A 19,349-nucleotide genomic window follows, 5' to 3' on the forward strand; every position below is an offset into this window, starting at 1 on the left:
TATATGTCAGGCATTATTCATTTAGACAAAATAGAAAAGCAATATTACATGGGTGGCCATGGTATACCCATTCTAAAAGGCCTTTCCCTGGATATCTATAAAAATGAATATGTAGCCCTCATGGGACCTTCAGGTAGTGGAAAAAGCACCTTAATGAACATATTAGGCTGTTTAGATACGCCGACTGGAGGCAGTTATGTCCTCAATGGGCAGGATGTAAGCAAAATGGCTGATGATCAACTAGCCGACATCCGAAATGTTGAAATCGGATTTGTCTTCCAGCAGTTCAACTTACTGCCCAGATTGACCGCTGCAGAAAATGTGGCTTTACCCCTGATTTATGCCGGGGTGGGCAAAGAAGAAAGAATAGCCAGGGCTGTAGCAGCCCTGGAAAAAGTTGGACTGGGAGACCGCAGCCATCACAAGTCCAATGAGATGAGTGGAGGCCAGATCCAGCGTGTTGCCATCGCAAGGGCCATTATTAATAATCCGGCAATCTTACTGGCAGACGAGCCAACCGGTAACCTGGATTCAAAGACCTCCGTAGAGGTCATGGAGATTTTCTCACAGATACAGGCCGCTGGCAATACAGTTGTATTGGTAACGCATGAAGAAGACATTGCAGAATACGCCAAAAGAGTTATCCGTTTAAAAGATGGCATTATAGAATCAGATGCCTTAAACGAACATCAAACATTGACCAAATCCACTGCAAACATTTAAAATAAGCAATCAGTTAAATTAATACGTGGCAAAAATATATACAAGAACGGGAGACAAAGGAACAACGGGATTAATCGGCGGAACAAGAATTTCAAAGGGCGCATTACAAGTTGAATGTTATGGTACACTAGATGAACTAAATGCACATTTAGGCCTATTAATCTGTCAATTGCAAAAAGCAGCCATCGATAAGCCCACTAAAGTGCTGGTTAATATCCAAAAACAATTGTTCGACATGGGCGCCGTTTTGGCGCTCGATCCTGGTAAAGGGGAGAAATTTAACCTCCCTATGATCTCATCCACAGATATTACCAATTTGGAGCTGGAGATCGATGAAATGAACTTTCACCTGCCAAAAATGACCCATTTTATCCTACCAGGAGGTCATCCGGTAGTTGCCCAGGCACATATCGTCCGAGCTGTCTGCAGAAGGGCGGAAAGATTATGTGTGGCCTTTGTTGAAGCGCAGCCACTCACAGAAGATAATTTTGCTGTAAAATCCTACCCACTGATTATCCAGTTTTTGAACCGCCTCAGTGATTATTTTTTTGTGCTAAGCCGCTATATAGGGCATCTACTCAATATCCCGGAGAATAAATGGATACCTGAAAAGCAGTAAAACAACCGTATTATTCGTCAGATTAATTTTCCATAATCAGGCCATCACTCATTCTGAGGATCCTGTCACTCATTTCAGCAAGTTGGGCATTATGGGTCACAATTAAAAAAGTCTGATTAAACTGTTTTCTCAGATCCAAAAACAAATCATGCAGTTCTTTAGCATTGTGACTATCTAGGTTGCCAGTAGGTTCGTCTGCAAATACAATATCTGGCTTATTAATCAGTGCTCTGGCTACAGCCACTCTTTGCTGTTCCCCGCCGCTGAGTTCATGGGGTTTATTTTCCAGCCGGTGAGAAAGCCCCAAAGTATCCAGGAGTCTTTTTGCCTCATTCTCAACATCTTTTTTGCGATAACCGGCAAGCCAGCCGGGGATACAGACATTTTCCAGCGCAGAGAATTCCGGCAATAAATGATGAAACTGGAAGACAAAACCTATGTGCTTATTCCTAAAAGCCGCTAGTCGTTTGTCACGCAACTGATGGAAAGCCTGCCCATTGAGAAAACATTCCCCCCTGTCACTGCTGTCAAGTGTCCCTAAAATGTGCAATAGCGTGCTTTTCCCAGCGCCAGATGAGCCTACAATGGATACGATCTCGCCCTTTTGTATCTCTAAGCTGACCCCTTTGAGCACCTCTAACTGATTATATCTTTTATGAATATCAACGGCTTTTAGCATAATATTTGACACTAATTAATGCAAACATAGGGCAAAATTATGTTTTTTAAATAATTTAACGATATGTTAATTCATTGGAGGCCAAATGATATTTGGTAGTTCCGATTGATAACTTACATTTGCCGAAATTTAAAACCGAAAGCTATGTTTTGGACTTTAGAATTAGCCAGCTACCTAGAAGACGCTCCCTGGCCCGCCAGCAAGGATGAGTTAATTGACTTCGCTATTCGTTCCGGCGCTCCTATTGAAGTGGTGGAAAACCTCCAGGAATTAGAATATGAAGGTGAGGTTTACGAAAGTATTGAAGATATCTGGCCAGACTATCCTAGTCAGGAAGACTTCATGTTTAATGAAGATGAATATTAGGCTTGAAAGAAAGCAAATAAATAATAAAAAACTATCCTAGAACAAAATCGTTCAATCATAGGATAGTTTTTTTGTGCATACATTTATCAAACTCGCCATAAAAAAACTGGTGCTTTGAAAAATTAATGCCAAAAGACCAAAGTTAAACACCATTAGCTGCGTATTAAGATTACGCGAACCAATCCTTCCTAGAGGCTTTTCAGAAAATAGACTGCTCTACTAAAATGGGCAAACAAGTTTAAAAGCAATTGTAACCCCATCTGTGTAATTTTATTTACGGCCAACCATAGCGCCCTTCGCAGATATACAAACAACACTAATTCATTCTAATTTATCGCCATTACCCTAAAACAAAAGCTGGCCTGCAAATTAATTGCAGGCCAGCTTTTGTTTTAGGGTTTATTTCACCCTCACATAAATCAGATATTAAAATAGAGCAATGTATAATATGCCTGGATTTTATTTTAATTAATATCCCCTTTACCAAAGTTCTTCCAGTCTCAGCTTGCTTAATCTAAAGGCAGCACCCAACTGAATGGTATAATAACGGCTAGGGCTATTAGAGCTTTCATAAAAATCGATACTATGGGAGAACTCTCGGCGACTACCTTCAGCAAAGATCTGGATATTTGGATTCACCAAATACCTAACACCAATCCCCCCTCTGAAATTAAATCCATTATCATTGGGTTTACTATAATCCGCTCCATTTCTCTGGTAGCCGGTCAGGCTATAAAACCCTCCACCCATAAAAATATAAGGGGAGACCTTATGCGTGGTCAGGTCCAGAAAATTGTATTCCGGTAATACAGACACCTCAAAGATATTTGTTTTGAACTGCCCCGACCTGTTAGTGCCGTCAATACTTTCTTCTCCATTATCCTTTGAGAGACTACCATAGGTAAATGTAGCCCGCACATTGAAATTTTTCACCACATCATAACGGTAGAAGGCCTCAAAACTAGGATGACTTTCCTTAAAGGTAAAAGCCGTTTTATTCATAAAACCACTGTAGTTCATCATTCCCACACTAACACCGATCTGACTTCGTTGTCCAAAATCCAACACTTGCGCAGAAGCACCCACTGCCATTCCCATAAAGGCGATCAGCAGTGACAATATCAATTTGTTTTTCATAATAGGTTCTTTGTTAATTTGCTGCGGAAGGCTTCTCCCACATTTGTTTACTTAGGTTATTGAGTTCATTTTGAATCTGACTTGCCTGAGAGGCGGTTAGTGGCCATTTTGTATAACCATTAGCCGCGTCCAGGGACGATTTTATTATGGTGCTTTTAAACAAGCGGTTCTCAAATACTTGTTCCCAACTCAGCCGTCCTCCAGCATTCAGGGGATTGGGGATCAGTGTCCTGACCAGCTTTGTACGTAGGTCAGGATAATATATCCAAAAGGCAGCATGTTCGCTGTTGTCCATCACTTCTCCAGTGGACATTGTATAATTAATCAAGGGAGCGATGCCCAGAATCCTGACATAGGTTTTTCCGTCTCGTTTATTAAACACCCACTCCTCTTTGATTCTGTATTTGTAAATAGAATCCGCTGAGATTTCTTTATGACGGACTTGATACCCGACTATATTTCCATCCAGGTCATAAGAGGCTGAAGTATCGGTTCCACCACCAAAGGCAGCCATCGCCTGATCAAAGGTAATGGGTGTGGTAAAACGGTCGTCAATTGGACTGAAGGCCTGAACACTATCATTTTTAATAGCATCAATCATCACATTGATCAGTCTTGTGGTATTCTCTCCATCAATGGAAGAATTATAGAAATAAGGCAAATTGGCCCTGTCCCTGGCATCAATCACACGCCACACTCTGACCCGATATAACGCATCTGTTGAGTACAGCGGCGTGTAAGGCAGCGGCGTCGCTGTGCTGTCACCTGCATTATCGGCCAGGATATTATCTCTTCTCATGGAAGGCTTTGCCCCATTAATCAGTTCATTGCCTGAAGAGTCTTTAATCACTTCAATAGGCAGATTCTGCAATAACCCACTGGTGTCACTGGTAACACCACCATTATAACCGCTATTATCCGGTAATTCTGTGGTATCTCTTGGCGGCACACTAGTCCTTTTTTTCACAGGCGGTGTGTCATAGGCCGATTGCGCTTCGCCGTACACGCCTAATGTCATCCCGCATATCAATAATAAAATTAGCTTTCTCATTAGAATATTCCCCTCTTTATATAATTTCTATTTAATACAGATTAAAGGCGATCGGTGCCAGGGTTCTGGAACCACCCGGACCTTTAGCCCTGATTTCATCGATAGTAATCGTACTTCCAGGTTTTGCTCTTTCGATCAAAGATCTGGCAGCGCCAAATGTATTACCAGTAACAGACTTATGCATAAATTCCGGATAACCGGCTCCGGCAAAAGTCATGGTAAAACTCGTTACCGTAAATTTCACCCCTTCAAATACAAAATTCTCCAGTTCCGCTCTGACACCAGCCTGTGCTTTAAAGGCATTAACAGACATTCTGCCACCTTTGCTTGCCCCTACCATTGCCGTAGGTGTCGGCACCGTCTTCACACGGAAAACAAAGTTTTCACTGGATTTGCCATCCGTAACATGTAAATGCGCCTCCCCAGGTTTAGAAGGACGTGCAATAAACTTGCCATGTCCCTCTGATACGATGGATCCCTGATCCATTGAAACGCGCATATTTTCCGCGCCTCGGCCATTACCACCACCAACAGAGATCGGGTTATCCAGCCCGATATAAAGCACTTTAACCGCGTCCGCACTTACCGTAATACCTGTCGGAGAGCCCACTGTATATTGAATATCTTTGGTTAATGTAGCCGTTGAGCCATCTGGCTTCAAAAAGGATATATTGACTTTCTTGGTATAAGTTCCTGGACTGCCGGCCGTTGTTTTATATTCTGCCATCCCATTAGCATTGAGTGGTACTGGTTGACCGTCAATGGTCACCGTAGGTCTAGCTCCTTTACTAAAGGCCCCAACCCCGGCTGAGATCGTAAACTCCTGCCCCGGAAGTAAATATTGGGTATTGGCCGATGCCAATGCCTGAAATTCATCATATACCACCTGCACCTGTCCGATCTTGTTATGACAGAAAAGGACGACTTGCGCCTCTGCATTCTTCACATCATTTTGGAACTTTGTCAAAATGGTAAGGGCGGCTATGGTGGGTGTCATCCTAAAATAGGCGGCTGCCCAGGTTCTATTGCTTTTTTCCTGCACAACCGGCATAGACAAATCAATGGGGAGCGTACTTTTAAATTGCTCATTGATCTCTGGATCAATGGCTAAAATGTTCTTTTTGTATTCTGCGAGTTTCTGATATAAAGTATCCCCCACTTTCCCGTCATCCAAAATATTGGTTGGTACATCCAGGTCATCCTCACTGTAGGTTGTATCTCCTTTGGCAGGATTATAACCCGATGCTCTTTTTAAGCGTTCCTTAACTGCGTCAATATAAGCATACATCCCATCCGACAATGTCTTAGCCTGCTGGGCTTTAGGCGCCCATATGGCCGCCAGTTTCGCAGAGGCCGGATTTTTCAGCTTTTCCTGAAGCGAAGTAAACAAGGTCTGATTTTTCTGATCAATGGTTTGAATAGAATTCTCCAGACTGTTATTTACAGTACGAAAGGCATTTAATATTTCGGACGATACATTCAGCGCCAAAAGGGCAGTCAACACCAAATACATCAGGTTGATCATTTTCTGCCGCGGCTCCCTAGGTATTGCCATAATTTATTTAATTTCTAATTTTTAGCTACTGATAATTAATATTCTACCGCTGAGACCTATTTGGTGAATTAAACTAAATCCCTCCATTCTTAGGATCCTCAGATAAATACGCAAGATGTCAATGCTGTTTCCGATCCTTTCGTCGCAATTCTCCTTTTCCCCTTTTATCAAGGTTAAGCTTAGAGAAAATGCCATTAAAACAACGGAACCATTAATTGCTTGTTTTTATTTTTGCCCCTGCATGGCAGAGAGCATGCCACCATAAACCTGATTGAGCTTAGCCAGATTTTCCGCCAACTGCCCAATTTGCGCCTGGGTTTTCTTCGCATCATCTGCGCTGGTTACCAGTGCCTGAGACGTTTCCGCCAGCTTTGCATAGAAACTGTTCATGGAAGTCAAAGAAGCGGTCGCTTCCTGCAATTTCTGCATATATTCCTCTGTATTGGCCATAGAGTTGCTGGCTGTACTGATTCTTTGGATACTGGCTTCCAGATTCTTAAACCCATCGCTTAACCGGTTCATAGAGTCTGGTGTGATATCTGCGTCCTTCAGCATATTATCCACAGCTGCCAAAGCGGAAGGCTGCGCCGCCTGCCCACCTGATTTACCAAATTTTACATCATCCCCGATGGGAATACCCATTTCATCTACGGCCTTCGGCGGTGCAAAAATATAGAGCAGGCCAAAACTCATAAACACAAAGGCTTCTGTGTATAAGCCAAAATTCAGCCAACCATTGGCAGAACCAAAAGGTGCTGTATGGGTGATTTTAAACAGGGCGCCTAATAAAACCGGCACAGCGGCAAAAGAATAAACGATCTCTAGGAAACGATCAATTGGCCTTACTTTTTCTACTGCCATAATCAGGAGTATTTATTTTTAATGATTATTTATGTATTTACAATAAACAGCACCAGCCGTTGCCGGTAGGTGCTGCAGATATATTAAACTATTCAGGAAGGTTCACCACAACCCTAAATCCAATATAAGAGTGTGCTGTTCCTAAATCTTCAAAGAAACGATTGGATACTGTCGTAAACTGCGGCGTATCTTTCCAGCTACCACCACGTACAACTTTTCTGCGTTTACTTTTACTCTTGGAATCAATGGTTCCCCATTGAATATCGGGATTGAATCTGTTTTCAAAATTGGCACCACCGGCATAATAAGAAGTATTCGTCCATTCAGAAACATTATCTGCCAGATTATAAATACCCATTTTACCGTGCTTACCTTCTATTACTTTTTCAGGAAAAAGTTTATTGCCCTGGGCGGACACCGCTTCCTCTTCTCTATTTTTACCACGGCGTCTTTTCTGTTTTTCTGGTTTATCCGCCTGATCCAATTGGTCATTACTGCGGCCTTTATTCAGGTCCTTATCATTTAGACTAGCGGCATAGGCCCATTCGGCTTCTGTTGGCAGGCGACACTGTCCACCAATAGCCATTTTATGTTCTCGTTGATCCCTGTTGATCCTTTGTTTGGTAAACCAGTCACAATAAGCAGTTGCCTGCATCCAGTTCACACCCACCACCGGGAAATTCTTGTATTTATCGCTGGCAAAGTAGCTGGTGGCCATCTGCTCATTATTAGAATAGCCAAAATCCCGCATCCATACCAAGGTATCGGGATAAACCTGAACCGTATAGTGGTATACAAAATCTTTCGGGCTGCGGCCTTTATTTTCAATTTTAGCTGCCTCCTGATAATCAAATCCTTTCATTTCATAAACCAGTTTAGCAGGGTCGATTTGCGGTTTATGGGAAAGGCTCTTTGAAGGATCCAGTAATAAATTGGTCAGTTTGGTCATTACTGCCGGATCCTGGTAATTAATTCTTTCGGCATTTTTCCAGTTAATACTGGTATCACCATCTTTGATATTCAGATATTCTCCGCCCAAATTCAAGGCTGCCAGAGAATCACGTACCCAGTTCACAAATTCCTTGTATTGGGCATTGGTCGTTTCTGTTGTACTGATATAAAAAGAACTGATTAAAACCGGATGCCGGTTTTCATTGCTAGTAATATTATTGGAATCCTGATCATTTTCTGCTCCCTGAACGAAGGTGCCGGTTGGGACTTTTACCATTGAAATAGGTAAGCCATAAAGATGCTGACTTTTATGCTTGACAATCTTACGTAAACGAACACCTGTTTGTGCTTGCAGGGCACCTGCGCATAAAAGCATCAGACCCATCCAAAAACCCATGTATTTGCTCATACTTTAACTTTTCTATTTTTATGCGTATCACCAAACGCTTTCAGCTCCTTTGCGCTTGGTTAATGTTTTACAAATGCGAACTTCTCCCCATCAAAAAGGCCTTTATCGCTGAGTTTCAATGCCGGTATCACTAAAAGAGCCATAAAACTCAGGGTCATATAAGGCGCGGACAAACTACTCTGCAATTTTTTTGCCATATTATCCATGGCCGCATAATTTTTGGCCACCTCATACCCGTCTTTATTGCTCATAAGTCCGGCTACAGGTAAAGGTAAAATAGCCCCTTGATCTCCGCTCACAAGACTTATCCCCCCTTTTTCGCGTATGAGCCGATTGATCGTTTCCAAAAGGTCCTGATCCGATACACCCACAGCAACAATATTGTGACTGTCATGTGCAACCGTTGAACCGATTGCTCCGGTTTTAAAGCCAAATCCACGAATAAATCCAATAGCCGGTTTCGCATCCTGATAACGATTGACAACGACTATTTTTAAAATATCCGCTTCAGGATCCGATACCCAGGCTCCATCCTGCTCTTTTGGCTCCCAGCCAATTCTGCCGGTAATTAATTGTCCATCGTAGGCTTCAATCACCGGGAATTCACCCTGCTCATTTAATAAATGAGGCTCTTTTTCTAAACGTAAATCTTTCAGTTTTATTTCTTTAGCTGAAAAATTATTCAACACCTTTTCTGAGACCGGCTTAATCTTACTTTGCCCGTTTTCTGCGACCAGATTGCCATCAATAAACGTTTGAAGTACCTTAAAATCTACCAGATCTTCCACCAGGATAAAATCAGCCGGCTCATTTACCCGAAGCAAGCCGACATTTAGTTTATAATGAAAAACAGGATTGATAGCTGCTGCTTTGATGATTTTAAAAATATCAATCCCTTTTGCAACGGCTCTTTTACAAAGTTGATTAATATGCCCTTCCACCAGACTATCAGGATGCTTGTCATCACTACAGAACATTATCTCATCTTCATGGTCATTTAAAAGATCGATCAAGGCCTCATAATTTTTGGCAGCACTGCCTTCTCTGATAAGAATCTTCATGCCGCCACTTAACTTATCCAAGGCTTCTTCGCTGGTAAAACATTCATGATCTGTAGAGATGCCCGCCTGAATATAGCGAGCAGCCTGTTCACCTCTAAGGCCGGGCGCATGACCGTCCACGGGTTTTTGCATTGTTTTGGCGTGCTGGATCTTCTGCAGGACCTCTGGATCATTATGTAAAACACCCGGATAGTTCATCATCTCTGCCAGATATTTTATATCATCCAGCATAAGTAATTCTTTGATGGCCTGACTATCAATGGTGGCACCTGCCGTTTCAAAAGTTGTGGCCGGAACGCAACTAGGGGCACCAAAATTAAACTTAAAAGGCACCTTTTTGCCATTATCAATCATAAAATGCACACCTTCCACACCACAAACATTGGCAATTTCATGCGGGTCACTGACGGTAGCCACCGTTCCATGCGTAACGGCAATCCGGGAAAACTCGCTGGGAATCAACATACTACTTTCAATGTGAACATGAGCATCAATGAATCCAGGCATTAGATAAGGCAGGGAAGGATCTTGTTTATCTCCATTTTTCTCCACCTTCATAATGTGTTTATCGAACTCAACAGTCACTGGATAGATTTCCTTTTTAAAGGCATTGACCAGATTTGCATGTATGGTATTCATGTATATGATTTTAATAATTCTGATTAATACAAAGTAGCCCTTCAAGACTAAAAATCCATAACGCTTAAGTATCCACTACTCGGGGTAAAAATTCAATAATTCAACTTTGATATCTCTTTGGCCATTATCAACGAGCTGCTTGAATTTTTTCAAATCAGCTAGCCCTTTGTCACCACGGTAATGATAGGGAATAACCACTTTAGGCTGAAAATCCAGTACACCTGAAGCAGCTTCATATACATCCATCGTATATGGCAGGTTCATACAGACAAAGGCCAGGTCAATATTTTTTAGATGTCTGAGTTCAGGAGTTGCCTGGGTGTCCCCACTCAAATAAATCCTTTTTCCATTGACAGTCAGTACATAACCATTGCCTCTGCCCTTTGGATGAAACATTTGGGGCGCATCTGCCAGATTATACATGGGCACTGCTGCAATCTGATAACCTTCCCAATGCATCGACTGCCCATTATTTAGTATCTGAACATTTTTTCTGAGGGCCGCCGGCAGTTTCTCTGCAACGGCCTTAGGTGCAATGATCGGTTTATCCCCAAATTTTTTCATAATCTGACCCAATATATCTGGATTCATATGGTCTCCATGAATATCGGTGAGTAAAATTAAATCCGGCGCTTGAACCTCAGAGAGTAACTTCGGATCAAAACTAGGGTCTACCAACAAGATTTTACCCGCTGCCCTGATTTCCAGGCTGGCATGAAAGATCGGATGAACCTGAATGCCACTCACTGGTTCTACCCAGTTTTTGGCAGCAGACTGCGCGGATGCGGAAAGCCCAATGGCCAAAAATAACATACAGACCATACACAGGTTACCCAGGCGTGCTTTTAATAACGCTTGTCTATTTTGCTTACAATTAAAATGCATGGCAACTTATTCTTATATTAAAAAGAGGTTGATACTTGACCTAAGTATAACGCCAATATCCTGCCAAAAAGCCAGAAAATCTAAGGTGGACTACCAGTCAGCTCATCAAGCAGGCAGACAAATTAAATAATATCCCCGGACAATGATTGTCGTAATAATACGACGAGCGATTTGCCCGCAGCCATTTATTAAGACCATCAACCTGATTTACTGTTCATCCAACAGATCCGGACGGCGCTGCCTTGTTCTTTCAAGAGCCTGATTATACCGCCATTCATCAATCAATTTCGGATTACCGCTTAATAGTACCTCAGGAACAGGCCAGCCATTAAATTCTGCCGGTCGGGTATATACCGGAGGCGCCAACAAATCGTCCTGAAAGGAATCTGTTAATGCCGAGGTTTCATCACCCAGAACGCCAGGCAGCAGCCTGCCAATGGCATCAATCACAACAGCGGCTGCGAGTTCCCCACCACTCAGCACATAATCGCCTATAGAAATCTCACGCGTCACGTAATGCTCCCTTATTCTTTCATCAATACCTTTATAATGCCCACAGATAATTAATAAATTCCCTTTTAATGATAATCCATTGGCTGCTTTCTGGTCAAATCTTGCCCCATCGGGTGTCATATAGATGATTTCATCAAAAGTGTGCTCCTTTTGCAATGCTTCAATGGCGTTCACCAAGGGTTCACACATCATGACCATTCCTGCGCCACCACCAAACTGATAATCATCCACCTGACCATATTTATTTAAGGCCCACTTACGTAAATTATGCAACTGGACAGAAAGCAGCCCTTTTTCCTGCGCCCTTTTCATAATACTATGGGACAGCGGACTCTCTAATAAATCAGGTTGAACGGTAATTACATCAATATGCATGTCACTTCTTTTTTGTCAGCTTTGGCTCTTGCCAAAAGTTATTTTTCTGTTTTATCTTCCCCGACAGCAGACTCGGTGGCCACTCTATCTTCAATAAAACGAATCTGATCAGGCTGCAGGTCTTTTAATTTAAGAAAATAAGCCGCTCTGTTATAGCCAAAAAGCAGTAAATATTCTTTTGTCTGCTCCGTTTTACCAAAATCCCGCCAGGTAAAGGTAGAACGATTTCCACTGGCATCAAGTGTCAGTCCCTGATCATTAAAACTGTATTCAATCGGCCCTTGCAGGCCCGCGTTCGTATTATAGATTTTTTTGGCACGTAACCAGATCAGAATCGGGAACAATACCAGCCCATAGATGCTAAAGGCAAATAAAAAAAACTGCACATTCTCAGAGATGATGCTTTTGACAAAAAAACGAACGATGGACAAAATCAGCAAGAGCACCCCCATCATCGTGATAATCTGATAGAGACGCTGGCGGTAACTTAAGCGCAAAAACAATTTGCAATATTCGCTTTTGGTCAACTGAGTTTTGATTTTAAATGCAGTCATATATTTTATTATAATTTTTTGTTCCAGGCCCGTACACGGAGGTACATTCCCTTTATTTGATCGTTTTTAAATTTTTACTATTTAATTTATTTAGCTTATTTGCTTAATGCGCTTGCCGGCTTTTTTGTCTACTATTATACTGTCTGACTAATTCAATGGTATGATCAATGGCCTTTAGACTGCGCCAGTAACCATGCCCGACAATTATGTAGCTGGGATGTTTGAACCGCGTTTTAAGTTTGCCGGCATTTTGTCCCCAAACGGCCACATTTGCGTCACTAAGGTTACCCAGGTTATCATCCTTTACGCTTTTTAAAAAACAGCCGCCATATAATATCTTAGAATCGGGCAGCCAGACAACAATATTATCCGGTGCATGTCCAGGTCCAGGATAATAGGTCTGTAGGGTAAAATCGCCAAAATGAAAAGTCGTATCAGGCACCATTAAATGAACAGCTCTGGGTTCATGATGCAAACGGCACAATGAATCCGTCATTTTTGTCGAAAAGGTAGGGATACCTATGGCGCCATACGCTTTTAAGGCACCAGAACGGTCCTCATGAAAATGCGTTGCCAGACAAAAAATAACTTTTGCATGATGTTGCTGCCAGATACTGTCCAGTAAAGGCAGGCGATCTTTGGGGTCCCAAGGACCATCAATAATGATGGCTCCTTTTGGAGTTAATGCAAAAAGACCATTGGCAGGATAGAATCTGCCGTTAAATTCGCCATAACTGGTAAAAAGAAACACACTATCCGTTAAAGGCGTAATTTCAAAAGGGCCTTTTTGGGTTAATTGCGCAGATGCGGGAATACTGATTACCATGAGTGCGCCCCATAAAAAAGCAGTCGTTATATACAGCGTCCATACCTGCCATAATTTACGATTGCCCTTCTTCTTTCCCGCTAGTTTTATCATGAACGGTGCATCCATTATTTTAAGTTTTTATGCTTACGCCAATCAAAAGCCACAAATCTGGCCTTTAATCCATACTATAAATCCTGACATTACTTCTCTTTCCCTAAGTTCGTACCAAAAACCCATATCCTGCATCTAAATATTACGCTAAAAACCGAAATCACCCGCTCTTAGCTTATGCCGGCTGCTCTGGATCCGGCGCCCCATCCAGAAAATGGTCGATATCGCGCCGGTCTCTTTTGGTGGGCCTCCCCACCTTACTGAGCCTTTTACCCGTATGAAAACTAGGGCCTGGAAAGTTACCTGGTCTAAGGCTTCCGGGGGCGTAATATCTTTATAAAATTTAATGGCTTCTGCGTAAGCTACGCGTTTAGGGAGTAAGCCTGTTACCTCTATGACCCATTTACGAGCCTCCGTCTTAACCTCATAGACATCCCCGATATTAACAGCCTTTGCCGCCTTCACATTTTGTCCATGTAATTTCACCTTCCCCTTATCACAGCCATCAGCCGCCTGGCTTCTGGTTTTAAAGAGCCGAATGGCCCATAAATATTTATCAATTCTTAATTTTTCGTCCATTAGCTTCTAGTATTATACCCTGTTTATAAAAACAAAAATCGGACAGCCTGCCTTAAATTCCAATTAATTTAAAGCGGACAGTCCGAAGGCTTGCTAAAATATGCTGCTTATTTTTTCAGTTCTGCGTAGAACTTGTGAAAATAAGGAATGGTTTCAATGCCTTTATAATAATTTTCCAGATTGTATTTCTCATTCGGGCTATGCAGATTATCACTGTCAAGGCCAAATCCCATAAAAATAGTTTTACAATTCAGGATTGATTCAAATAAAGTAGTGATCGGAATACTTCCACCGCCTCTAACCGGTATCGGCGATTTCCCAAAAGTAGCTTCAATCGCCTTTTCAGCAGCCTTGTATTCTATGCTATCAATGGGGTAACATAAGGATTACCGCCATGGTGAATGATGGTTTTAAGCGTCACACAGGCTGGCGTGATCTTTTCCAGATGCTTGATTAGCAGATCAGTAATCTTATGATGATCCTGCCCCGGCACTAAACGGCAACTGATTTTCGCATGCGCCTTACTGGGTAATACCGTTTTGGAACCTTCTCCCATATAGCCGCCCCAAATCCCATTGAGTTCCAAAGTAGGCCTAATACCAGTTCTTTCCAAAGTCGTATAGCCTTTTTCGCCCCATAACTCCTGAACGCCTTGTTCCTTTTTATACGCCTGTTCACTAAAAGGAGCCTGATTGATCTTGGCGCGCTCTTCCTTAGACAATTCTTTAACGTCGTCATAGAAGCCCGGAATAGTTATATGATTATTTTCATCATGTAAAGAGGCAATCATTTGCGCCAAAATGGTAATCGGATTGGCCACTGCCCCTCCATAAACACCACTATGCAGATCACGGTCAGGGCCTGTTAATTCAACTTCAATATAGCTTAGCCCCCGAACGCCTGTATCCAGGCTTGGGGTATCCAGGCTAATCATTGCGGTATCAGAAATCAGGACAACATCCGCTTTCAGCAGATCCTTATGAGACTCCATAAAAATACCCAGATTTTCAGAACCCACTTCTTCTTCTCCTTCGATCAGAAATTTAATATTCAGCGGTACAGAACCTGTTTTCACCATGGTTTCCAGGGCTTTGACATGCATATAAAACTGACCTTTATCATCCGCGGAACCTCTGGCAAAAATTTTACCGTCCTTGATAACAGGCTCAAATGGACCGCTGTGCCATAATTCTAAGGGTTCTACAGGTTGTACATCATAATGACCATAGACTAACACGGTAGGTTTACTTGGATCAGTCACCAATTCTCCATAGACGACCGGATGGCCTGCGGTTGGGTATATTTCTACCTTAGCGGCGCCAGCCTCCTGCAACCTGGTTTTCACTAGTTCAGCGCAGCTCACCATATCCGCTTTATTTTCCGGTTTGGCACTGATACTAGGGATCCGTAATAATTCAAGTAATTCATCAAGAAACCTTTGCTTACTTGCCTCTTGAAATGTTTTCCAATCTTGCATAAAATCGTTTTATCGTTTTAATTTCTTTAATTAATCGCACAGTAACTTTAAATGCTCCAAATCATTAATTAGCTTTCCAGTTATGGCCAGCTGTCCATAGTAGCGTCCAGTTAATGCGTTTTATCGCTTGATCTACGCCTTCTAACCACTTGACTGAGTAAATCCGGCAGGTAGCTTAGTCCTGATTAAAAATCAAAGCGTCCCAAACCTGCCACTACTGTGCAGGCTTCAAAGGTATTGACTTTTTGACGTAATACCAATGATTGTTAGTATGGTGCTTTTACGGTAGGTTCTCATGGCTCCGCTATATACTACGGGCGCGTCTCCCCATTGGGAGACGCGCCCGTAGTATATAGTAAATTAAAATTTTATTAACAATAAGCGCAAATCTTATATCAAAATAACTCCGCCAGTTTTACCTGCAGGGCCTCTCCTCTTAAGTCTTGTGCCACAATCTTTCCGGTAGGATCTATGAGAAAGTTGGCCGGTACCGCATGGATTCCATATAAAGTAGCGACGGCGTTTTTCCAACCCTGTAAATCTGAGACCTGCTGCCAAAGCAGCCCGTCTTTATGGATTGCCTGCAGCCATTTCCCTTTATCATTATCAAGGCTGACGGAGAGCACATTAAAACCTTTTTCATGATACTTATCATAGGCCTTTAAAACATTGGGGCTTTCCGCTCTACAAGGACCGCACCAACTGGCCCAAAATTCCAGCAACACATATTTACCTTTATAGTCGGAAAGCTGCACCTTAATGCCACTTGTATCCGCCTGGGCAAATCCCGGTGCCAGGTTACCTACTTCGACCCGACTTAGCGTTGCAATTCTTTCGGCCAGCTCTTTACCCTGATTCGAGTGGCGAACATGCTCAGTAAAGCCTTTAAACAAATTTTTGCTTTCAGCCAGCGTTTTGTCTGTCACATAATGCAACAGCTCCCAGGCGGAAGCAATGCTGCCCGGATGCGTTTTAATATATTCCATCTGTAGCCCTCTGGACTTATTTGTTTGATCCGCTCTTGCAGATTCAAAGGCTGTTTTATATTGATCTGCCAGGACAGAATCGCCTTGTTTATATGCCTGCATCCACTTTTCATAGATAGCCTGGACAGGCTTTCTGGTTTGCAGCTGTGCAAAAGTATAGGCGGCATATTCATTTACAATTGCACTCCCTTTTACCTGGGTATCGTAAATTGAATCCAGATCACCGTTCACATAAATTTGCCCCCCATCCAGATAAAGGTCTACTTTCAGCGAATAATCATGGTTAAACAACATGGCAAAACAAGGTTCCTGGATGCTATCAGCAAACGTAAATTTCCCATTCTTAGCCATAACGGTATCAGCCTTCATCTTTCCAAAAGTGCCAAAGCCCAGGTAAACTTCCCCGTCTTGTAAATGTGCCATCTGTCCATGTAAGGAAAAGGTTTGCTGCTGCGCAAAACTTGCCTGTAGCATAAATAAACCGGCTAGGGCCAGTAAAATTGCGCGGCCGTAACCACCTTTGCCAGAAGGCCTGTCTACTGAATTTTTATCCGAGCGCGGTTTCAACGCTTTTGTTGTCTTTGTACTGTTGGGTTTATTTTCCATCTTTTATTTTTTTGGATTACTGATTGTTGGATTACTGATTATTATTACTGTTTGAATTTTACCCTCCTTTATTAACTTAGGTTGTTGATGTCTACTGCTCCCTAAAAGCCATATCGATGACCTTTCCAGGAATACCATCTACCTTATACAGCAGGGTGCCGTTATGGCCGGTACGAATGTCCAGAAAATAAAGGGCACCCTCTGTTCCAACGACTAAAGTCTGTTGGTCCTGGAGTTTTACCATTGTGACTGTTTTACCGCCAAAATCTGTTGCCACTGCGCTTATGGATTCGTTAATGGGATTGTAGCGATATACTTTGTCCTGAAAACTAAAAAACAGGATTTGACTGGTGGTAGCAGTCATAAGTGTTGATGCACTTATTAAGTCCTGGCGCACAAAAGGACGTTTGGAGAGGGCCTCAAATTCAAAGGGACCATTGAAGTTTGTATTCATGCTACATTCATAAATGCTGTCATTAGCCGCTTTAAAATAACCAAAACATAAGCCTCCTGCAATTTGTTGTAAATGCAACAAATCCATGCCCATATTCTTTGGGTCAAAACTATCTCCCTTTACCACATAATCAGGACCAAAATAAGTGGCATCCCCATATAGGTTGAAGCGCACAAACTGGCGTTTTAACTGGTCAAAGCCAATATAATTGCCAGGGCCAAAGTTGCCCGTAAAATTAAACACCATCTCCGGGCTAAGACTATAGTCTCCCATGGCAGCCTGACCAAACATACCATAAGTCGGCGCTTCATTCCAGGTGGAAGTAGTGCCATTATACAATTTATCACCAATGACGCCAGAGATCACGCCCATCGGGCTGACAAATATTTTCCGTGCGATTACGCTCCCCCTGGTGCATCAAAGAAATTATCCTTCAGTGTTTTAATCACCTTAAAGTCATTCGCATCTACCTGAATACCCGTCTGGGCACCTGATTTGCCAAATATCCAATAACTGTTAACAGGGGGCTGATAAGCAACAGGGATGGCCAGGATTTGCGAGGGGTCCGTTGGTAGGCTTTTTCCGGGATTAACCGCCTCAAAAAGATAGGGTTGCAGCGTGGTATCCGGCTTAATAAAGCTCAGCACCGTTTTACCCTGATCATCACTTAACACGGTCATGCCTTTGGAAAAGGCGGTCTTGCCAATAATTGTAAAATCCTTGAAGTATTTCATGCCATTTGCCAAATTCTCAATAGCCAGCCGGCCAGTAAATCTGGATGGGCCTAACCCAAACAAAATCCTAAGATCCTTGCCCACAAAATGGCGGTCCGTATCTGAGGAAGTGACGGGCGGTACATGAATTGTCCAGCTGTATGCCAACCCACCGGGTGCTTCTCCCTGTAATTTTACTTCTGGAGCGATAATCAGGCTATCCCCAACAAACACCTCATAAACACTATCCATATTTTCAATGACCGGAGCCGGTGGTACTTGATAAGTGTAATTCCCCTTGTCCTTATAACAGCTGCTTAAGCAACCCAGTATAATCAGACTAAGCAAGGTGTTGGCTAATAGAATTTTATTTATCCGCATAATCTTTTAATTTTAAAATGAGTTTAATGCACCTGCTCGTTGTTTTCATCCATAAAATAATAGCCTCCAGTCTGGCTGTCTAATTGGTAAATAATGACTTTGTCAGGATTATCCTTATTGTAAAAATGATAGGTGGTATCATTTATCTGTTCCAATACGTAGCCCTTATCAGGATGCGCCTCAACCCATGCTTCGGGATTATTTAAAAAGCTGGTTAGCAAACTGACAAAATAAAGGTTCTTGGGTGCATCCAGTCCTCCTTCTGTGCCAGTAGTCAGCGTGGTTTGGCCAGTTACAATAATAAAAAGCTGGTGCTTTACCTGAGAATAATAATCGCCCATCCACATCGACCACCAATCAGGTCTTTCCAGTTTACTGGAAAATACCAGTTTAGCCTGACAAAGTTTTGGCATGGATATCCCTAGATCTGGTGTTCCTTCCAGATAAAATTTAATACTTACCGACCGTTTTTGCAGCGCTTCATCGGTATTATAAAGTATGATTGGCACATAGCAAATTCCTTCATTTGCCGGTATGGTATAAGAAGGAGCGAGTGGTGCGTAATGCTTGCCCTCAACAGCCGTCGAAGAATCCGGATCAATTTTTAGTACAAAATTGCGATCTACGCCGGTTCTGATACCTTCCAGTTTAACGGGCAAAAATAAGGTATCACTCGCTTTCTCAGGTGTATAAGCAAATGTATACAAGATACTGTCCCTTTGGGCAGCGGACAATTCAAAATAGACACTGGCAGGGCTATTATATAAGGCTAAATCGCTTTTTGAGCAACCAGTAAGTCCCAATACCAAACAGATAAATGCCCCAAAAAATATAACTATTATAGATCGCATATAAT

Annotated in this window: 21 protein-coding genes; 3 read left to right on the forward strand and 18 right to left on the reverse strand. The window is 42.4% G+C overall.

The genetic code is table 11. From position 1 onward, the window contains the following. Positions 1-3 precede the first annotated feature (3 nt). Together FSB73_RS06425 and FSB73_RS06430 are read left to right on the forward strand one after the other, a co-directional pair. Positions 4-723: an ABC transporter ATP-binding protein gene (locus FSB73_RS06425; protein ID WP_146780675.1), complete on the forward strand. Its 720-nt coding sequence runs from the start codon at positions 4-6 to the stop codon at positions 721-723. A gap of 25 nt (positions 724-748) precedes the next feature. After that, complete coding sequence (locus FSB73_RS06430; RefSeq protein ID WP_146780676.1) at positions 749-1,342, forward strand: cob(I)yrinic acid a,c-diamide adenosyltransferase; 594 nt, start codon at positions 749-751, stop codon at positions 1,340-1,342. Between the two features lie 22 nt (positions 1,343-1,364). Here the strand turns inward: FSB73_RS06430 and FSB73_RS06435 are convergent, their stop codons facing one another. Then, the gene (locus FSB73_RS06435) at positions 1,365-2,021 is read right to left on the reverse strand and encodes an ABC transporter ATP-binding protein (RefSeq protein ID WP_146780678.1); all 657 of its coding nucleotides are present in this window, start codon (positions 2,019-2,021) and stop codon (positions 1,365-1,367) included. Between the two features lie 144 nt (positions 2,022-2,165). Here FSB73_RS06435 and FSB73_RS06440 point away from each other — a divergent pair, with 144 nt between their 5' ends. Further along, the gene (locus FSB73_RS06440; protein ID WP_091397889.1) at positions 2,166-2,387 is read left to right on the forward strand and encodes a DUF2795 domain-containing protein; all 222 of its coding nucleotides are present in this window, start codon (positions 2,166-2,168) and stop codon (positions 2,385-2,387) included. Positions 2,388-2,867: 480 nt separating this feature from the next. Here FSB73_RS06440 and FSB73_RS06445 read toward each other — a convergent pair whose 3' ends face one another. From FSB73_RS06445 to FSB73_RS06520, 17 genes are all read right to left on the reverse strand, one after another. Next, positions 2,868-3,524, reverse strand: a complete 657-nt coding sequence (locus tag FSB73_RS06445) for a DUF6089 family protein (RefSeq protein WP_146780680.1) — start codon at positions 3,522-3,524, stop codon at positions 2,868-2,870. A 13-nt stretch (positions 3,525-3,537) separates the two neighbouring features. Further along, positions 3,538-4,575 (reverse strand): type IX secretion system ring subunit PorN/GldN, encoded by a 1,038-nt coding sequence (gene porN / locus FSB73_RS06450; RefSeq protein ID WP_146780682.1) that lies wholly within the window; start codon positions 4,573-4,575, stop codon positions 3,538-3,540. Between the two features lie 31 nt (positions 4,576-4,606). Then, positions 4,607-6,130: a type IX secretion system motor protein PorM/GldM gene (gene porM / locus FSB73_RS06455; RefSeq protein ID WP_225974553.1), complete on the reverse strand. Its 1,524-nt coding sequence runs from the start codon at positions 6,128-6,130 to the stop codon at positions 4,607-4,609. 225 nt (positions 6,131-6,355) lie between these two features. After that, positions 6,356-6,991, reverse strand: a complete 636-nt coding sequence (locus FSB73_RS06460; RefSeq protein ID WP_146780684.1) for a GldL-related protein — start codon at positions 6,989-6,991, stop codon at positions 6,356-6,358. An 88-nt stretch (positions 6,992-7,079) separates the two neighbouring features. Beyond that, entirely contained in the window at positions 7,080-8,351 is a 1,272-nt protein-coding gene (gene porK, locus FSB73_RS06465) for a T9SS ring complex lipoprotein PorK/GldK (RefSeq protein ID WP_146780686.1), read from the reverse strand. A gap of 59 nt (positions 8,352-8,410) precedes the next feature. Beyond that, positions 8,411-10,051 (reverse strand): adenine deaminase, encoded by a 1,641-nt coding sequence (gene ade, locus FSB73_RS06470; RefSeq protein WP_146780688.1) that lies wholly within the window; start codon positions 10,049-10,051, stop codon positions 8,411-8,413. 75 nt (positions 10,052-10,126) lie between these two features. Further along, positions 10,127-10,936, reverse strand: a complete 810-nt coding sequence (locus FSB73_RS06475) for an MBL fold metallo-hydrolase (RefSeq protein WP_146780691.1) — start codon at positions 10,934-10,936, stop codon at positions 10,127-10,129. A gap of 207 nt (positions 10,937-11,143) precedes the next feature. Continuing rightward, positions 11,144-11,824 carry a tRNA (guanosine(37)-N1)-methyltransferase TrmD gene (gene trmD, locus FSB73_RS06480; RefSeq protein WP_146780693.1) on the reverse strand — a complete coding sequence of 227 codons (681 nt, stop codon included), beginning with the start codon at positions 11,822-11,824 and terminating at the stop codon, positions 11,144-11,146. Between the two features lie 38 nt (positions 11,825-11,862). Next, on the reverse strand, positions 11,863-12,378 hold the full coding sequence (locus tag FSB73_RS06485) for a YcxB family protein (protein ID WP_146780695.1): 516 nt from the start codon (positions 12,376-12,378) through the stop codon (positions 11,863-11,865). Between the two features lie 103 nt (positions 12,379-12,481). Next, positions 12,482-13,312 carry a subclass B1 metallo-beta-lactamase gene (gene bla, locus FSB73_RS06490; protein WP_146780697.1) on the reverse strand — a complete coding sequence of 277 codons (831 nt, stop codon included), beginning with the start codon at positions 13,310-13,312 and terminating at the stop codon, positions 12,482-12,484. A 132-nt stretch (positions 13,313-13,444) separates the two neighbouring features. Beyond that, positions 13,445-13,876, reverse strand: coding sequence for an RNA-binding S4 domain-containing protein (locus tag FSB73_RS06495; protein ID WP_225974554.1), 432 nt, complete (start codon positions 13,874-13,876; stop codon positions 13,445-13,447). 107 nt (positions 13,877-13,983) lie between these two features. After that, complete coding sequence (locus FSB73_RS24335) at positions 13,984-14,247, reverse strand: M20/M25/M40 family metallo-hydrolase (RefSeq protein ID WP_225974784.1); 264 nt, start codon at positions 14,245-14,247, stop codon at positions 13,984-13,986. Next, on the reverse strand, positions 14,235-15,353 hold the full coding sequence (locus tag FSB73_RS06500; RefSeq protein WP_225974555.1) for a dipeptidase: 1,119 nt from the start codon (positions 15,351-15,353) through the stop codon (positions 14,235-14,237). Before FSB73_RS06500 ends, FSB73_RS24335 begins: the two co-directional genes overlap by 13 nt. Before the next feature lie 395 nt (positions 15,354-15,748). After that, positions 15,749-16,945 carry a TlpA disulfide reductase family protein gene (locus FSB73_RS06505; protein WP_146780699.1) on the reverse strand — a complete coding sequence of 399 codons (1,197 nt, stop codon included), beginning with the start codon at positions 16,943-16,945 and terminating at the stop codon, positions 15,749-15,751. A 91-nt stretch (positions 16,946-17,036) separates the two neighbouring features. Next, positions 17,037-17,771 carry a hypothetical protein gene (locus tag FSB73_RS06510; RefSeq protein WP_146780701.1) on the reverse strand — a complete coding sequence of 245 codons (735 nt, stop codon included), beginning with the start codon at positions 17,769-17,771 and terminating at the stop codon, positions 17,037-17,039. A 26-nt stretch (positions 17,772-17,797) separates the two neighbouring features. Then, entirely contained in the window at positions 17,798-18,493 is a 696-nt protein-coding gene (locus FSB73_RS06515) for a PKD-like family lipoprotein (protein ID WP_146780703.1), read from the reverse strand. A gap of 23 nt (positions 18,494-18,516) precedes the next feature. Next, a complete protein-coding gene (locus FSB73_RS06520; RefSeq protein WP_146780705.1) occupies positions 18,517-19,344 on the reverse strand; it encodes a DUF4843 domain-containing protein in 828 nt (275 codons plus the stop codon). Between the last annotated feature and the right edge of the window lie 5 nt (positions 19,345-19,349).

Source organism: Arachidicoccus ginsenosidivorans (assembly GCF_007971385.1).
In the GTDB taxonomy this organism is placed as follows: Bacteria; Bacteroidota; Bacteroidia; order Chitinophagales; family Chitinophagaceae; genus Arachidicoccus; species Arachidicoccus ginsenosidivorans.

What these genes read in the sequence shown, in the direction of transcription:
- FSB73_RS06425 (WP_146780675.1), top strand. Translation starts at nt 4, where the DNA reads ATGTCAGGCATTATTCATTTAGACAAAATAGAAAAGCAATATTACATG.
- FSB73_RS06435 (WP_146780678.1), bottom strand. Translation starts at nt 2,021, where the DNA reads ATGCTAAAAGCCGTTGATATTCATAAAAGATATAATCAGTTAGAGGTG.
- FSB73_RS06440 (WP_091397889.1), top strand. Translation starts at nt 2,166, where the DNA reads ATGTTTTGGACTTTAGAATTAGCCAGCTACCTAGAAGACGCTCCCTGG.
- FSB73_RS06445 (WP_146780680.1), bottom strand. Translation starts at nt 3,524, where the DNA reads ATGAAAAACAAATTGATATTGTCACTGCTGATCGCCTTTATGGGAATG.
- porN (WP_146780682.1), bottom strand. Translation starts at nt 4,575, where the DNA reads ATGAGAAAGCTAATTTTATTATTGATATGCGGGATGACATTAGGCGTG.
- porM (WP_225974553.1), bottom strand. Translation starts at nt 6,130, where the DNA reads ATGGCAATACCTAGGGAGCCGCGGCAGAAAATGATCAACCTGATGTAT.
- FSB73_RS06460 (WP_146780684.1), bottom strand. Translation starts at nt 6,991, where the DNA reads ATGGCAGTAGAAAAAGTAAGGCCAATTGATCGTTTCCTAGAGATCGTT.
- porK (WP_146780686.1), bottom strand. Translation starts at nt 8,351, where the DNA reads ATGAGCAAATACATGGGTTTTTGGATGGGTCTGATGCTTTTATGCGCA.
- ade (WP_146780688.1), bottom strand. Translation starts at nt 10,051, where the DNA reads ATGAATACCATACATGCAAATCTGGTCAATGCCTTTAAAAAGGAAATC.
- FSB73_RS06475 (WP_146780691.1), bottom strand. Translation starts at nt 10,936, where the DNA reads ATGCATTTTAATTGTAAGCAAAATAGACAAGCGTTATTAAAAGCACGC.
- trmD (WP_146780693.1), bottom strand. Translation starts at nt 11,824, where the DNA reads ATGCATATTGATGTAATTACCGTTCAACCTGATTTATTAGAGAGTCCG.
- FSB73_RS06485 (WP_146780695.1), bottom strand. Translation starts at nt 12,378, where the DNA reads ATGACTGCATTTAAAATCAAAACTCAGTTGACCAAAAGCGAATATTGC.
- bla (WP_146780697.1), bottom strand. Translation starts at nt 13,312, where the DNA reads ATGGATGCACCGTTCATGATAAAACTAGCGGGAAAGAAGAAGGGCAAT.
- FSB73_RS06495 (WP_225974554.1), bottom strand. Translation starts at nt 13,876, where the DNA reads ATGGACGAAAAATTAAGAATTGATAAATATTTATGGGCCATTCGGCTC.
- FSB73_RS06500 (WP_225974555.1), bottom strand. Translation starts at nt 15,353, where the DNA reads ATGCAAGATTGGAAAACATTTCAAGAGGCAAGTAAGCAAAGGTTTCTT.
- FSB73_RS06505 (WP_146780699.1), bottom strand. Translation starts at nt 16,945, where the DNA reads ATGGAAAATAAACCCAACAGTACAAAGACAACAAAAGCGTTGAAACCG.
- FSB73_RS06510 (WP_146780701.1), bottom strand. Translation starts at nt 17,771, where the DNA reads ATGGGCGTGATCTCTGGCGTCATTGGTGATAAATTGTATAATGGCACT.
- FSB73_RS06515 (WP_146780703.1), bottom strand. Translation starts at nt 18,493, where the DNA reads ATGCGGATAAATAAAATTCTATTAGCCAACACCTTGCTTAGTCTGATT.
- FSB73_RS06520 (WP_146780705.1), bottom strand. Translation starts at nt 19,344, where the DNA reads ATGCGATCTATAATAGTTATATTTTTTGGGGCATTTATCTGTTTGGTA.